This is a genomic window from Streptomyces sp. NPDC090442, assembly GCF_044769405.1.
Taxonomy (GTDB): domain Bacteria; phylum Actinomycetota; class Actinomycetes; order Streptomycetales; family Streptomycetaceae; genus Streptomyces.
The window spans coordinates 199,712-214,321 of record NZ_JBIVXW010000004.1 but is presented as its reverse complement, the minus strand read 5'-3'; the positions used below and the strand labels follow the sequence as shown (position 1 = coordinate 214,321).

The following is a 14,610-nucleotide window of genomic DNA, read 5'->3' as shown; positions in this document are numbered from 1 at the left end:
TTCGAACTGGAGGTCAAGCCCGTGGAAGACCTGCCCCTCCGCGCGACACCGGACGACCTGTCCCAGGTGAATCTGGGAGACCCCCAGACGTTCGCGGACTACGACCTGACCGACTACTGGCGCACCTTACGGACGACCCAGCCCCTCTACCGACACCCCGCCGTCGGCGACAGCCCCGGCTTCTGGGTACTCAGCCGCTACGACGACATCGTCGCCCTCTACCGCGACAACACCACCTTCACCTCCGAGGGCGGCAACGTCCTGATCACCCTGCTCGGCGAGGGCGACTCGGCATCCGGCCTGATGGTGCCGGTGACCGACGGCCACCGGCACAAGGAACTGCGCAACGTCCTGCTCCAGGCGTTCTCACCGCGCGTGCTGAGCCGGATCGGCGAGCAGGTCCGCCGCACCACCCGGACCCTGCTGGCCGCCGCGGTGGACCGCGGTGAAGGCGACTTCGCGCTGGACGTCGCAAGCAAGATCCCGATGGCCACCATCTGTGACCTGCTCGGCGTGCCGATCGAGGACCGGGACTACCTGCTCACCCTGACCAAGTCCGCCATCAGCTCGGACGACCAGGGCGAGTACTCCGATGCGGCCGACGCCGCGCGCAACAACATCCTCCAGTACTTCCTGGGCATGGTGGAGGACCGTCGCGAAGCACCACAGGAGGACGTGGTCAGCGTGTTGGCCACCAGCACCATCGACGGCGAGCCGCTCAGCGAGGACGAGATCGTTCTCAACTGCTACAGCCTGATCCTCGGTGGGGACGCGACCAGCCGTCTGGCGATGATCGACGCCGTCCACTCCTTCAGCGCCAATCCGGACCAGTGGGCCGCGTTCAAGTCCGGTGAGGTGTCGGCCAAGCAGGCCACCGAGGAGGTCCTGCGCTGGGCCTCACCGACCATGCACTTCGGCCGAACCGTCCTGCAGGACACCGAGATCCACGACACCCTGATCCCGGCGGGAGACGTGGTGACGGTGTGGAACGTCTCCGGGAACCGCGACGAGCGGGTCTTCGCCGACCCCGACCGGTTCCGCATCGACCGCTCGCCGAACAAACACATCGCCTTCGGCCACGGTCCGCACTACTGCATCGGTGCCTACCTGGCGCGGCTGGAGATCTCCGAAGTACTGCTCGCACTCCGCGACTTCACCGACGGCTTCGAGGTCGCCGGACCCGTCCGCCGGATCTACTCCAACCTGCTCACCGGGATCAGCAGCCTCCCGGTGCGCTTCGAACCGGTCTCGGCCGAGGTGGAGGAAATGGTGCTCTGAGACGCACGAGTTGGCCCCGGGTGGCTGCCTGTCATCCGGGGCCAACAGCCCGCACCCTACTCCCCCATGAACGCCAAGAACCCCAGGCCGACGAGGACCACTAGCAGGCTCAGCAACGCCTCGCCCGTGATGCCAAGGATGACCGCGAGGACCAGAGCGCGCACGGCGAAGTGCCGCTGAATCAGCGCGACATCGGACGGCGACTTACCGGACGGCGGGGTGACCATCTCTCCTCCAAGTGGGGCGGACAAGGTGGTGGGGTGGGCAGACGGGTTGGCCGGGTTGGACGGATTGCTCAAGTGCTCAACTGGGCATGTGGCGCGTGAACTTGAGGCGGCACAGAACCGCGGCACGCGCAAGGCGGTCGACCCGCGCCCTTCGTAGGCTAGCGACGCCGCCAACTACCCCGCCCACTCTCAGCCGCGCTCAGCTCTGCCAGAAATACATGATCGTCATGATCACCGCGATGGTCAGGATGCTGCCCCGCAGCAGCGCCGCGGACAGCCGTTTGGCGAGATGGGCGCCGGCCCAGCCGCCGACCACCGCGCCGACCAGCATGCCGAGGAGTATGAGCGGGGAACGCATGATGTCCGAGGCGAAGAGGAACAGCACGGCCGCGCTGAGGAAGACGGCCGCGAGCTGGACGACCCGCATCGGGTTGCTGGTCGCGGCGTCGAGCCCGAGCCCGATGCTCCACAGCGCCAGCATCGTGATGCCTACGGCTCCGCCGAAGTATCCGCCGTACACGGCAAGGATGAACTGACCTATCAGGACGGCGCGGGAACTCATGCTGACAGGGCGGCGCAGCAAGGCGCTGAGCGCCTGGGGCAGTCGGCGTCCGAAGGCGAGGATCAGCGTGGCGGTAAGGAGCAGCCAGGGCGCCGCGGCATCGAACGACGACGCCGGCAGCACCATCACCAGACCGGCGCCCACCGCGCCGCCGGCCATGCTGATCAACGTCAGCGTCTTCGTCGACGTCCCCCCGACCGGGGTGAGTTCGCGTCGGTAGACCCACGCACTGGCCACCGCCCCGGGCACGAGGGCGACTCGTGACACCGCGTTCGCGGCCACCGGTGGCAGGCCGAACGCGACGAGCGCGGGCAGTGCGACGAACGTTCCGCCACCGCCGATGGCATTGAGCGCCCCGGAAGCGACACCGGTCAACAACACAAGCACTAATTCGATCACAAGCCGAGCATCGTCCCGTGACCAGAGGCTGCACAATGCGTAATCGACATACCCAGCCTCAGGCTGAGTCTTAGGCTGGAGCGATGCGCTACGACCTGGACGATCTCCGGCTCTTCCTCCACATCGTGACCGAGGGCTCGATCACCGCGGGCGCCCACCGGATGCACCTCAGCCTCCCCTCGGCCAGTTCCCGCGTGCGCTCCCTGGAACACCACGCCGGCGTGGCCCTGTTGATCCGTGGCCGACGGGGCGTGCGCCCGACACCGGCCGGCACGACCCTGGCCCGCCACGCCCGGGACGTGCTCGCCCAGACCGCGCGCCTCGAAAGCGCCGTCGCGAGCTACTCCCAGTCCCCCACCGCACCCCTGACCCTGTTGGGCGGCGGCTCCGCGATGCACCGGCTCGTCCCGCGGGCCCTGGCCTCGTTCCTGCGGGCGCATCCGGACGTCGACGTCACGGTGTCCGAGAGCCGCACCCCGCAGACGGTGCGGATGCTCACCGACGGCGAGGCGGACCTGGGCGTGGTCCTCGACGACGAGACCCACGACTCCGGCCTGCGCATGGAGCCCCTCGGCGACGACTCCCTCGTCGTGATCGGCCAGGCCGGCGGCATCCTCGCCGGACGGACCGCACTGACCTACCGCGAGGTCGCCGAGCACCCACTCGTCGGCCTCAACTCCGACTCGTCCCTTCGCGGTTGGATCGAGAAGCACCTCACTCCACACGCCCCCGTGGTGCGCTACCGCACCACCGTCGCCAACCTCCACGCCCTCGTCGCCCTCGCCGCCGCCGGCGTCGGCCTCGCCGTCGTCCCGCGCCCCGCCATCGACCCCCACCAACCCCTTGAGGTCTGCGAACTCCAGGACCCCTGGGCCCGCCGCCACCACCTCCTCGCCTGGGGCGTCAAGGACCACCCCAACTCCACGGCCGCCGCCTCACTCGCCGAACACCTCCGCCACGCCGCCTACTTCGACCCCGTCTTCCCCAGCACACACGCTCCCCCAGCCGGCCGACGTCCCCTCCGCGACAACTGACCACCTGCTGCCCCGCCCGCTACCACGACCGGCCGCGCCGCCTACAGGTGCCCCGGAAGCCGAGCCGGCATGCGAGGACGCAGACTCGTCCGTGTTCGCACACACGGGTGCGGTTCGGCGGGTTTCGATCCCCGCTGCTTCCGGCGGGACCAGATGGTCGGGCAACCTGACGCTGAGGCCGTCGTGGGCCGGCACATGGTCGGTCGCACGCCAGGGGCCGGCTGGTTGGTCACGGCTCCGCACGGTTCGAGCCGTCTTCCGGAATCGAGGGAGAGAAATGCCGTACGTCGCACAGGATCGCCCGCGCGTTGGTTGGATCGGTACCGGCCGCATGGGCTTCCAACTCGCCGCCCGCCTACTGGAGGCGGGGCACGACGTAGCCGTCTACAACAGGACCCGCGCCAAGGCCGAACCGCTGGCTGAACGCGGAGCCGCGATCGTCGACCGACCGGTCGACCTGGCCGACCGGGACGTCGTCTTCTCCATGGTCTCCGCCTCGCCCGACCTGGAGGCGGTCACCACGGGTCCGAGCGGCGTACTGACCTCGCCCGATGCCGCACCGAGCGTGCTGGTCGACAGCTCCACGGTGTCCACGGAGACGTCCGCGCTGATTCGTCACGCAGCCGCCAAGCGCGGGGCCGACTTCCTGGCCGCCCCGGTGAGCGGGAACCCGAAGGTGATCGCAGCGGGCAAGCTGACTGTCGCGGTCTCGGGCTCGCGCGAGGCGTTCGGCCAAGTCGAGCCGTTGCTCGCACTGCTGGGCCGCGGAGTGACCTACGTCGGCGAGGGCGAAGTCGCCCGCCTCGTCAAGATCGCGCACAACGTCTTCCTCGGCGTCGTCACCCAGTCGCTCGCCGAGATCACCGTCCTCGCGGAGAAGGGCGGTGTCAGCCGTGACGCCTTCCTGGAGTTCCTCAACGACTCCGTGATGGGCTCGCTCTACACCCGCTACAAGTCGCCCGCCGTGGTCAACTTGGACTTCACACCGACGTTCACCATGCCGCTGCTGCGCAAGGACTTCGACCTGGGGCTGTCTGCCGCCCGCGAGTTGGAGGTCCCGATGCCGCTGGCCGCCGCCACCGCCCAGCTCATCGCGGGCGCCATCGGCGCGGGACACGTCGAGGAGGACTTCGCCGCGCTGATCCTCGAACAGGCCAGGAACTCCGGCATCACGCTGGAACCCCAGAACACCCCCGTGGACGACGGCCTGTCACCGAACTCCTGACATCGATCACCTCCCAGCAGACGCCCCCGCCCGGCAATGCCTGACCGCGGCAGCAGACGGCATCCGCAACGAGAAACCGGTCTCTTCGGGCCGGTCAGCGTTCTTGTCGGTGCGCCTGCCCTCGCTCCAGGGTGGTTGGGGTCTCGACCGACTCACCGTCATGGAATACCTGCACCGTGACGGTGGTGCCGCGAACGCCAAGGCAGCGTCCGATCAGCTTCCAGGGCACCGTGAAGAGTGCGACCAACGAGATTGGTAGGTGACGTCGAAGCGAGATCCCTGCTGGTCAGGCCGCTCCGACGGCGATTCGATCGATCCTGCTCGATGCCGTACAGTTCATCGTGCCGACGCGGGGTGGAGCAGCTCGGTAGCTCGCTGGGCTCATAACCCAGAGGTCGCAGGTTCAAATCCTGTCCCCGCTACTCAAGCGTGAAGGCCCAGTGGTTTCCACTGGGCCTTCACTGCGTTGGCGACCAATCCCCCAGTCTAGCCGCCCGATTGAGCCCGGACGCCTCCACCACGTCGAAATCGCCACGCTCCGGACTGACTACCGGCGAGCGCCACTTGCGCACCATGACCCCCAACTCCCGTACCTGGACGGCCATCTGACAGGGCGGCAGGCCATTGCGGCCCGCTTGTGTGCCGCGATGGCCGGGGCCCCTGGCATCCGCGTGCCGGACGTGCCCGCTGAACACCCAGCCGCTGTGCCAGCACCCCGGTGTCCTCCTGCCTGGCTACGCTGGCCACCACGGCCCCGCCGTCGGCAAGTTCTCGGCTGCCTCGGTCGCGCACGCCATTGTTTTCAAGCTGCCGGTGTGGCGCCAAGGCGCTGGCATCCACGTCGCCGACGCCTGCACCACGTCATCGCCACAGTCGCCACACACGCGAAGGACCTGCTGTTGTGAGTCCGTCCCCCGTCACCACCGCGCTTCTGGAAGACCTTGCTGGCGCCGCCGAGCGCGACGGCATCGCCAAGACCGTCGTCGGCGCCGTCGTCGCGGCCCCGGACGGCCGGGTGTTGCTGCTGCACCGTCCCGCCGACGACTACCTCGGCGGCCTGTGGGAGCTGCCCTCCGGCGGCGTGAACGACGGCGAAACCCTGATCGAGGCCCTACGCCGTGAGGTATCCGAGGAAACCGGCCTGGCCATCGAGACCGTCGGCGACTACCTCGGGCACTTCGACTACCGCTCCGGTTCCGGGCGGGCCACCCGCCAGTTCAACTTCACCGCCACCGTCACCGACGGAACGGTGAAGCTCACCGAACACGACGATCACGTCTGGGCCGACCAGGACGGGCGGGCCAAGGTGTCCAGCGCGGTCCAGGCCGTCCTCGCCAGCCGGCACGGCAACCAGGCGGCCTGATCTGCTCGAACGGCCGGGCCCCGGTCGCACCCGCGTGGTGCGACCGAGGTCCGCTCGCTGTCCGCCTGGTCTGGCCGTTGCCGGAAGTGGCTGCTGGGAGAAGCCGGGGAGCCGAGGCGGCCCGATCGTTCAGCGTTCGGGCCGCCCTGGTTCGTCCAGGGCACTTCCGGTGTCGCTCACGAGGGGTCAGAAGGCTGGCGTGGTCAGGTAGTCGCCGTGCTCCAGGTCTTCGAGCAGTGTCGGATGCGTGGGTGACCAGTCGAGCAGTTCCTGGGTGTACGCACTGGAGGCTGGGCCGTCGATGCCGTAGACGGTGGCCATGAACGGGCTTACGAAGTGCGTGGCAGCCTCCTCCGGGGCCAATGAGGCCGTGGGCAGGTCCAGGCCCTGGGCGATCGTCTCTGCGATGCTCTTCAGGGTGACGCCGTTTTCGGCAACTCCGTGCAGCACGCTGCCTGCAGGTGCCTTCTCCAAGGCCAGGCGGAACAGGACCGCGGCGTCGCGCCGGTGCACCGCGGGCCACCTGTTGGTGCCGTCGCCAACATAGGCCGAGACTCCGGTCTTGCGTGCGGTGGCGATGAGCATGGGGATGAAACCGTGGTCTTCGGGACCGTGGACGGTGGGAGCAAGCCGGACCACACTCCCGCGTACGCCCCGGTCGGCAAACCTCAGACAGGCTCGCTCCCCCGCGATCCGGAAGGCGGCGATCCCGGCCGGGTCGGGCTCGTCGTGCTCGGTGCTTTCCGGCCGGCGGACATGACCAGCGTGCCCGAGGTGACCACGAACGGCCCTGGAGCTGTACCAGGAGCGCGGGTTCGACCAGACCACGACGGCTGAGATCGCCGCCCGGGCCGGCGTCAACGAGCGCACGTTCTTCCGGCACTTCCCGGACAAGCGGGAGGTGCTCTTCGACCGCGAAGCCGACCTGCGCGACGCGTTGACGCAGGCGGTGGCCGAAGCGCCCGATGGTCTCCAGCCGCTTGAGACGCTGCTCTGGGCCTTCCCCAAGGCCGGACGGATCCTTGAGGACAACCGCCCGTTCTCCGAACCGCGACGGGCGATCATCGCGGCGACACCAGCACTCCGCGAACGCGACTTGGCCAAGGCCGCCGCACTCACCGAAGCAGTAACTCAGGCGCTGCGGCGGCGCGGTGTCGCCGACCGGCTGGCCAGCCTGGCCGCTCAGACCGGCTGGGCAGCCTTCCAGCACGCCGCCCAAGCCTGGATCGACGACCCTTCACAGAGTCTGGCCGCGCATCTCCTCCAAGCTTTCGACGATCTGCGCGCCCTCTCCGGAACCCGCCCCACCACTGCAGGCACGGCGTGAGGGTCTAGTGCTGTCAAGTAGGAGGACAGGTCAGCAACTTAAAGGGCTTGAAGGCACGTTAGGCGTGTTCTGCGGTCCCCTGGTGGCCGGTGTCCTAAGGAGGCGTGAGCGATTGCCATCACGGGCTGGCCGCCTCAAGCAAGGGCCGACGCTGTCAGCGGCTGCTGGTCGGGATACCGCATGGCTGCCGACCGCCCGTCCATGTCCCGACGGTTCCGGGAACTGATCCATCGTCACCCATCTGGGCTGGCAGGGGCACGGCTCCGCAGGCCAGCTTCTGGGCCCAGCAGGTCACACACCCGCCCGCGATGCCTGTCGTCGGCGCTGGCTGGTCTTCCTCGGTGCCGTACTGGGTGGGGTGCTCCGGTGGGCGTGGTGACGGGTGAGGGCGGCCAGGGCGGCGATGGTGATGCCGCAGCCGGTGATGATCCACCAGGCGGGGCGGCTCGCGTGGTCGAACGTGGCGGCGGCGTAGTTGGCGGCGGGGAGGGTGGCGCCGGTGACGGCGACGCCGAGGGCGCTGCCGAGCTGGCGGCTGGTGGTGGTGATGGCGGAGGCCACGCCGGCCTGGGCGCGAGGCATGCCGGAGACGGCGGTGTGGGTGATGGGGGCGTTGACGAGCCCGAAGCCGATGCCGAAGAGGAGGTAGCAGGCCAGCAGTAGCGGGGTGTGCCGCTGGGCGCCGAGGAGGGCCAGGAGTCCGGCGAGGGTGGTGGCGGTGCCGGAGAGCAGCAGGGGCAGGTGCGGGCCGCGGGTGGCGGTGAGGTGTCCGGCCAGGGGCGGGCAGGCGATGGTCATGGCGGCCATCGGCAGCAGGTAGAGGCCGGCCTGCCAGGCGTCCAGGCCGCGGGCGTCCTGGAGGTCGAGGGCGGCGAGGAAGAGGAAGCCGCTCAGGGCGGCGAAGGCGCACACCGCGCTGAGGGCGGACGCGGTGAACGGGGGCTGCCGGAAGAAGCGCAGTTCGATCAGTGGCTCGTGCTGGGCGAGCTCGACGATGATGAGTGCGGGCAGTGCCACGGCGGCGGTGATGGTGCAGACCAGCACCTGGGTGGAGGTCCAGCCCGTGGTCGGGCCCTGGATGATGGCGTAGGTGATGGTGGTGAGCAGCACGATGACCAGCAGTTGGCCGACCGTGTCGAGGCGGCGGGGCTGCGGGGCGCGGGATTCGGGCACCTGGCCGGTGAGGACCAGCGCGAGGAGTCCGACGGGCAGGTTGATCAGGAAGATCCAGCGCCAGCCGGCGGTGTCGACCAGTAGCCCGCCGAGCAGGGGGCCGACGGCCATGGTGATGCCCTGGACCGCGCTCCAGGCGCCGATGGCGCGGGCGCGTTCGCGGCGGTCGGTGAACACGTTGGTGATGATGGCCATGGCGACGGGGGTGAGCATGCAGCCACCGACGGCCTGGAGGGCGCGGAAGGCGATCAGCCAGCCGAGGGTGGGGGCGAGGGAGCACAGCAGGGAGGCGGTGGTGAACAGGGCGAGGCCGGTGCGGAAGACGCGGCGGCGGCCTATGCGGTCGCCGGTCGAACCGGCGAGCAGCAGCAGGGCTGAGAGGACGACGAGGTAGGCGTCGATGGTCCACTGCAGTCCGGCGGTGGAGGCGCCGAAGTCGTGCTGGATGGCCGGCAGTGCGGTGTTCAGGGCGGTGTTGTCGAGGCTGACGAGGAACAGGGCTGAGCAGCACACGGCAAGGACCAGCAGTCTCCGATTCGGGGACGGCTCGGGCATGGCACCACCTTGGGGAACGGGTTCGGGGCAGGTTGCGGGATCGAACGGGGAACAGCGGCGGTACACCGGCCCCGGGTCGGAAGGGGTAGGGCCGGTGCACCGCCGGGGTTCGTCAGCGCAGGAGTTGACCGGTGGCTGCGAGGCGGTCGAGCACTTCGCGGACGGTGGCGCTGGCGCGGGGGCGGTCGCCGTGGGTGAGATAGGCGATCTCGGTGATCTCCCCGCGCGGTGTCGGTATGCCGGTGTGGTCGGCGGTGCAGCAGACGGTGCGGACCAGGGTTCCGGCGGGCTTGTTGTCGGCTGGGGCCTCCACCGTCAACAGGGGTGTGATGGTGGAGGCGTCCAGGATGATGCCGAGTTCCTCGCGGATTTCGCGGGCCAGGGTCTGCTCGATGCTCTCGCCGGGTTCGGGCTTGCCACCGGGCAGGTAGAACAGGTCGCGGCCGCGGGTGCGGGCGGCCAGGAGCCGGCCCTCGTCCAGGCGGACCCAGGCCGCTTTCTCGATCACCTGGGTCATCCGGCGGTGGGGACGCCCGCCACCCGGCGCTCGCCGCCGTTGCGCTCCTGCCAGAAGCGGTACACCTCGACGGCGTCCTCGCGCGCCTCGTAGCGCATCGGCAGTCGACGGTCCTGCCAGGGCTTGGCGAACTCGTCGTAGAAGGTGTCGAGTTCGAAGTACTTGCGGTCGTCGACGTAGTGGGGCTCGTAGGCGTCGCGGGTGGTGAGGAAGACGACCTCGTCCGGGGAGCAGTAGTACAGCGAGCCCAGGCACATCGGGCAGGGGTGGGCCAGGACGTAGATGGTGGTGCCGGTCAGGTGCTCGGTGCCCAGCTTGGTGCAGGCCTCGCGGATGGCGAGGATCTCCGCGTGGGCGGTGGGGTCGTTGGTCTGGGCGACCTTGTTGGGGCTTTCGGCCAGGATCTCGCCGTCCTTGACGATGACGGTGGCGAACGGGCGGCCGCCCTCGGCGACGTTCTGGCGGGCGATGTCGATGGTGCGCTGGACGAAGTCCATGGAGATCCTCCAAAGCTGGAAGGGGTGGGCGAGGCCGTCGGCAGGAGGCTTCGCGGGGTTCGGGGAACGGGCGGGGTGGGCCGGAAGGTTGCTCCGGCCCAGCCCCTTTGCCGCCCGTCTGTGACGCCGTTTCGGTGTCGGCAGGGATCAGAAGGGCTTGGTCGGCAGGTACTTGCCGTCCAGGGTGATGACGGCGCGCTCGCCGCCCTCGGGGTCGGCGACCTTCTTCACGTCGAGCTTGAAGTTGATCGCGGAGATGATGCCGTCACCGAACTCCTCGTGGACCAGGGCCTTGAGGGTCGTGCCGTAGACCTGGAGCATCTCGTAGAAGCGGTACATGGTCGGGTCGGTCGGGATCCGGTTCGGCATCGATCCACGGACCGGGATGGTCTGCAGCACCATCGCTGCGTCCTCATCCAGGCCCAGCAGCTCGACAACGGCCTTGGCGGACTTCTCCGGCAGCGGGTGCTGGCCGAGGACGGCGGCGGTGGTGAAGGCCACCGACAGGCCGGAGGCCTCCGCGATCTGCTTCCAGGAGAGGTTCTTTCGGTTCTTGGCCTCCACCGCAGCGGCGGCCAGGGCCTCACGAGCGGTCTGTTCGAACTGGGCGTGCACCATGATCAGTACGTCCTTCTCTAGATGGATCACTTCACCGGCAGGAGGTGCGGTGAAGTGGCGGGTGGGTGGGGTGGATACGGGGTTCCCGGCGCGCTGTCGGTGTCGCGGGCGGGGAACCGGAGCCGGGTGGGTCAGGCCGCGAGCGCGGGGCCGGCGGTCAGGTCCTCGACGTGGCCGGTGGGAATGTCGTAGACCCAGCCGTGCAGGGCGACCTTCCCCTCCGCCAGGGCCTTGGCGACCGAGGGGTGGGTGGCCAGGTTCGCCAACTGCGCGAGCACGTTCTGCCGCACCAGGGCGGGGACGTCACCGTCGGCGGCGGTGCGGGCCTGGGAGGCGTCCGCGTGCCGTAGCCAGGCGGCGACCGCCGGGGCGCCGCTGAGGTCGTGGCCCTGGGCGAGTGCGGTCATCGCGCCGCACGCGGAGTGGCCGCAGACCACGATGTCCTTCACGCCCAGCGCGGCGACCGCGTACTCGATGCTCGCCGCCACCCCGTCGGCTTCGGGACTGTAGGCGGGCACCAGGTTGCCGGCGGTGCGGATGACGAACAGGTCACCCGGCTCGGTGCCGGTGATCAGTTCGGGGACGACGCGGGCATCGGAGCAGCTGATGAACAGAGTGTGCGGCGTGTGATGTGTGGCCAGATGGGCGAAGAGCTCCGCCTTGGTCGGGAAGACGTCCCGCTGGAAACGGGTGACGCCTTCGGCGAGGTCCTGCATGGTCACTCCCTTCGGGTGGTGATCGGCCCCTGTGGGCTGGTGAGATCAACCATGCATGAGCTGCACCTATAGTGTCCAAGAGTTGCTGACCATAAAAGCCATTGCTCGCATCTATAGTTATCTCCATGGCTGTTCTCGAACTGCGCCACCTGCGCTATCTGCTCGCCGTGGCCGAACACGGCAACTTCACCCGCGCCGCCGAGGAGCTGCACATCTCCCAGCCGACGCTCTCCCAGCAGATCAAGCAGCTGGAGCGGACCCTGGGCGTACAACTGCTGGACCGCACCGGCCGCACAGTACGACTCACCGACGCCGGCGCCGTCTACACCGACCACGCGCGGCGCGCACTGCGTGACCTGGCCGCCGCCGAACGCGCCGTCCACGACGTCCAGGACCTCTCCCGCGGCCACCTGCGCCTGGGCGCCACCCCCACCTTCACCGCCTACCTGATCGGCCCGCTCACCGCCGAACTCCATGCCCGTCACCCCGGCGTCAGCCTCACCCTGGCGGAGGCGACCCAGGACCGCATCGAAGCGGCCCTGCTCGCCGACGACCTCGACCTCGGCATCGCCTTCGCCGGCCCCCACCAGCCCGGCATCACCGCCACCGCCCTGTTCACCGAGACCCTCAGCCTCGTCACCGGCGCCCCGCGCGCCCAAGCGAAGTCCAGACCCCTACCGGTCCACGCCCTCAAGGACGAGCAACTCGCCCTACTCAGCGGCGACTTCGCCACCCGCAGCCACATCGACGCCTACTTCACCCACCACCGGGCCACCCCCCGCATCGCAGTCGAGGCCAACTCCATCCAGGCCCTCACCGAGATCGTCCAACGCACCCCGCTCGCCACCGTCCTGCCCGACGCCATCACCCACGACCACCCACACCTCACCCCCGTCCCCCTCGACCCGCCCCTGCCCACCCGCACCGTCACCCTCCTGCACCGCGAAGGCGCCTACCAAAGCGCCGCCACCCACGCCTTCATCGACCTCACCCGCGACCTCGTCCACACCCGCGGCTACACCCCGGCCCCCTGAGGACACCGCAGTTCGGTCGACGTCCCTACAGCCCGCGGACGACGCCCATGGGCGTCTCCCGCCACCACCGGCCCGAGCACGGCGGAGCCGGGCACCGGCATCCCGACGAGCCGACCGCTGGAAGGTCACGCAGCAGTCCCGGTCCTCACGGTGCAGCGCTGTCAGCAGAGCGGCGTGCAGGCGCGACCAGGCGCCGGCCTCGCTCCAATCCCGAAGCCGACACCACGCCGTCCCCCGGAGCAGCCGACAGTCTCGGCGGGGACATCGCGCCAGGCGACACCGGTCCGCAGCACGTACACGATCCCCGCAAGCGCCGTCCGGTCAGGCACGCGAAGCCACCCTGGGTAACGGTGACGCCGCTCGGCAGCAACGGAGCCACCCGCTCCCACAGGCCATCCGGAACAACATCAGCACGCACCTGGACACCCTGCCGACCAAGATCGTCGAACACAGGGCCAGGGGCCCAACTCATTGTGAAACAATCAGTTATTGGGTGGAGATCTGCTGCTGAAGCTGTGACAGTTTCCGCCCGTGACCAATGTGAGGATCTCTGACGTCCAGTCGACCGTGGCCTCAGCGATAGGGGGGCAGGTCGTGGCAACCCGGCAGGTCGCCGGATCGATCACCAATCAGGACTTCGCGGTCGATTTCGGGGACGGCCGTCGCGTGCTGTGGAAGACGGGCCCGCCCGCCGAGCTCGCAGCCGAGGCCAGGGCCCTGGCCTGGGCGTCGGCAGAGGGAGTGCCCGTTCCCGCCCTATTGACCTACGAACCGCACCCCGGCCCAACGCAGCCTCCCTTCATCATCCTTGAGTGGCTTCCCAGCCAGCCGCCGCCAAGCCGGGAGGCGTTGGGCATGGCCGGCCGAGCGCTCCGGGCGCTCCACGCACGCAAGGTCCCGGGGTACGGCCCTCTTCAGATATCCGGGAACGAGGCGACCTCACCAGAAGCGGGCCGAGGCCGATACAGCAGCTGGAGTGAGTTCATCGCCGCCGTCCTGAACGACGGTGACTACCTGGTCACCGTGGACCTCCTCAGTCGCGGCCAACGCTCCGCCATCCGCGACCAGTGCGGTGCTGTCGCCTACTCGTCCTGGACCCGGCAACCAGGTGTTCTCCTCCATGGCGACCTCAAACCCGAACACATCCTGTCCACCGGCCCTCAACTGCACGGCATCATCGACTGGGGTGACGCGTTTGTCGGTGACCCGGCGTGGGACCTGGCCCGCGCCTCCATGATGGACATGAGCTCCTTCGACCAACTGCTGGACGGCTACGAACCGCCGCGCCCGGTGGATTCTCGACTGCTGGCGGCCTACCGCGTCCTTTGGAACGTCCGCAGCCTTGCGGGCGAGCATCGGGCGGGTGGGGACTGGTTTGCCGTCTATCGGCAACGGATAGAACGCGACCTGGACTGGTTGGCCAGCGAACGCTGACGCAGCGGCAGGCAGGTGGCAGTCGGGCGCTGGGCGATACCTTCAACGCCTCCCAGATCAAGCAGTTCGACAGCCGGGAAATCCCCGGCAGCAGCGCCCGGTTGGCCACCAGCGACACCAGCGCCCGGTCGCGCCCGCGGCCCCTCCCGCGACGGCCACATCCGCGCCGCCAGGAACTTCCGCAGCTCGCCCTCGCCCGCGGTGAAGTCCCGGTACCCGTAGGCGTCGCGAACCTCCCTCGTGTGCTCGTACGCCGTGTTCGGTCGGGCCACGTACTCGCCGAACAGCCCCGGCGCGACATCGAGTTGTCCGGTGACGAACGCCGCCGTCGAGGCCGGGGCCGCCGTCGGGTTCTCCGTCAGGAAGGTGCCGAGCATCCGTGCGGTGCCCCACTGCACCGCTCACCGCAGCCTCGTGGCCGGACGGCGCTCCGCCTCGCCAGCTCCCGAGCCTTCGTCTCCAGGCGGAAGATCTGTACCGGCTCGCCCGGCGACGGCTCGGTGGCGAACTGACCGTAGCGTGCCTCTTGTTCAACAGACAGGTACTCAACAGGCATGCCGAGGGCCGTAAGGCTTCTGACCAACAGAAAGTTGTCCGTCGCCGAATCGGAAGCCCGATCACCGCGCTACCGCCAAAACGGTTCAACTACCC

At 69.2% G+C, this 14,610-nt stretch carries 16 protein-coding genes, 1 tRNA gene and 1 pseudogene; 8 read left to right on the top strand and 10 right to left on the bottom strand.

Going from position 1 to position 14,610, the window contains the following annotated elements:
* Positions 1-21: 21 nt before the first annotated feature.
* On the top strand, positions 22-1,278 hold the full coding sequence (locus ACIQU6_RS05315; protein ID WP_403480285.1) for a cytochrome P450: 1,257 nt from the start codon (positions 22-24) through the stop codon (positions 1,276-1,278).
* Between the two features lie 56 nt (positions 1,279-1,334).
* Here the strand turns inward: ACIQU6_RS05315 and ACIQU6_RS05310 are convergent, their stop codons facing one another.
* Positions 1,335-1,529: a hypothetical protein gene (locus tag ACIQU6_RS05310; RefSeq protein WP_403480284.1), complete on the bottom strand. Its 195-nt coding sequence runs from the start codon at positions 1,527-1,529 to the stop codon at positions 1,335-1,337.
* A gap of 175 nt (positions 1,530-1,704) precedes the next feature.
* On the bottom strand, positions 1,705-2,466 hold the full coding sequence (locus ACIQU6_RS05305) for a sulfite exporter TauE/SafE family protein (RefSeq protein ID WP_403480283.1): 762 nt from the start codon (positions 2,464-2,466) through the stop codon (positions 1,705-1,707).
* A gap of 83 nt (positions 2,467-2,549) precedes the next feature.
* Here ACIQU6_RS05305 and ACIQU6_RS05300 point away from each other — a divergent pair, with 83 nt between their 5' ends.
* The 4 genes from ACIQU6_RS05300 to ACIQU6_RS05285 all read left to right on the top strand — a co-directional run bounded on the left by ACIQU6_RS05300 (position 2,550) and on the right by ACIQU6_RS05285 (position 6,088).
* Positions 2,550-3,500 carry a LysR family transcriptional regulator gene (locus ACIQU6_RS05300; protein WP_403480282.1) on the top strand — a complete coding sequence of 317 codons (951 nt, stop codon included), beginning with the start codon at positions 2,550-2,552 and terminating at the stop codon, positions 3,498-3,500.
* Positions 3,501-3,591: 91 nt separating this feature from the next.
* Positions 3,592-4,725, top strand: coding sequence for an NAD(P)-dependent oxidoreductase (locus ACIQU6_RS05295; protein WP_403480281.1), 1,134 nt, complete (start codon positions 3,592-3,594; stop codon positions 4,723-4,725).
* Positions 4,726-5,073: 348 nt separating this feature from the next.
* A tRNA-Met gene (locus ACIQU6_RS05290) sits at positions 5,074-5,147 on the top strand.
* Positions 5,148-5,626: 479 nt separating this feature from the next.
* Positions 5,627-6,088 carry an NUDIX hydrolase gene (locus ACIQU6_RS05285; protein WP_403480280.1) on the top strand — a complete coding sequence of 154 codons (462 nt, stop codon included), beginning with the start codon at positions 5,627-5,629 and terminating at the stop codon, positions 6,086-6,088.
* A 186-nt stretch (positions 6,089-6,274) separates the two neighbouring features.
* Here ACIQU6_RS05285 and ACIQU6_RS05280 read toward each other — a convergent pair whose 3' ends face one another.
* Entirely contained in the window at positions 6,275-6,916 is a 642-nt protein-coding gene (locus ACIQU6_RS05280) for an NAD-dependent epimerase/dehydratase family protein (protein WP_403480317.1), read from the bottom strand.
* 73 nt (positions 6,917-6,989) lie between these two features.
* Between ACIQU6_RS05280 and ACIQU6_RS05275 the strand changes: the two genes are divergently transcribed.
* Positions 6,990-7,415, top strand: a complete 426-nt coding sequence (locus ACIQU6_RS05275) for a hypothetical protein (RefSeq protein WP_403480279.1) — start codon at positions 6,990-6,992, stop codon at positions 7,413-7,415.
* Between the two features lie 291 nt (positions 7,416-7,706).
* Here ACIQU6_RS05275 and ACIQU6_RS05270 read toward each other — a convergent pair whose 3' ends face one another.
* The 5 genes from ACIQU6_RS05270 to ACIQU6_RS05250 form a co-directional block, all read right to left on the bottom strand.
* A complete protein-coding gene (locus tag ACIQU6_RS05270) occupies positions 7,707-9,143 on the bottom strand; it encodes an MFS transporter (RefSeq protein WP_403480278.1) in 1,437 nt (478 codons plus the stop codon).
* Between the two features lie 112 nt (positions 9,144-9,255).
* On the bottom strand, positions 9,256-9,660 hold the full coding sequence (locus ACIQU6_RS05265) for an NUDIX domain-containing protein (protein WP_403480277.1): 405 nt from the start codon (positions 9,658-9,660) through the stop codon (positions 9,256-9,258).
* Positions 9,657-10,157, bottom strand: coding sequence for a nucleoside deaminase (locus ACIQU6_RS05260; RefSeq protein ID WP_403480276.1), 501 nt, complete (start codon positions 10,155-10,157; stop codon positions 9,657-9,659). The genes ACIQU6_RS05265 and ACIQU6_RS05260 overlap by 4 nt, the downstream gene beginning before the upstream one ends.
* Before the next feature lie 147 nt (positions 10,158-10,304).
* Positions 10,305-10,775, bottom strand: a complete 471-nt coding sequence (cynS, locus tag ACIQU6_RS05255) for a cyanase (RefSeq protein ID WP_403480275.1) — start codon at positions 10,773-10,775, stop codon at positions 10,305-10,307.
* A 131-nt stretch (positions 10,776-10,906) separates the two neighbouring features.
* Complete coding sequence (locus ACIQU6_RS05250) at positions 10,907-11,491, bottom strand: carbonic anhydrase (protein ID WP_403480274.1); 585 nt, start codon at positions 11,489-11,491, stop codon at positions 10,907-10,909.
* A 125-nt stretch (positions 11,492-11,616) separates the two neighbouring features.
* On the opposite strand from ACIQU6_RS05250, the gene cynR reads away from it, so the two are divergent.
* Positions 11,617-12,525, top strand: coding sequence for a transcriptional regulator CynR (gene cynR / locus ACIQU6_RS05245; protein ID WP_403480273.1), 909 nt, complete (start codon positions 11,617-11,619; stop codon positions 12,523-12,525).
* Positions 12,526-12,678: 153 nt separating this feature from the next.
* Here cynR and ACIQU6_RS05240 read toward each other — a convergent pair.
* Positions 12,679-12,997: pseudogene (locus ACIQU6_RS05240) on the bottom strand (transposase); the annotation flags it as partial.
* A gap of 122 nt (positions 12,998-13,119) precedes the next feature.
* On the opposite strand from ACIQU6_RS05240, the gene ACIQU6_RS05235 reads away from it, so the two are divergent.
* On the top strand, positions 13,120-13,959 hold the full coding sequence (locus ACIQU6_RS05235) for a phosphotransferase family protein (RefSeq protein ID WP_403480272.1): 840 nt from the start codon (positions 13,120-13,122) through the stop codon (positions 13,957-13,959).
* Here ACIQU6_RS05235 and ACIQU6_RS05230 read toward each other — a convergent pair.
* Positions 13,908-14,357 (bottom strand): DUF4158 domain-containing protein, encoded by a 450-nt coding sequence (locus tag ACIQU6_RS05230; RefSeq protein WP_403480271.1) that lies wholly within the window; start codon positions 14,355-14,357, stop codon positions 13,908-13,910. The genes ACIQU6_RS05235 and ACIQU6_RS05230 overlap by 52 nt on opposite strands.
* Between the last annotated feature and the right edge of the window lie 253 nt (positions 14,358-14,610).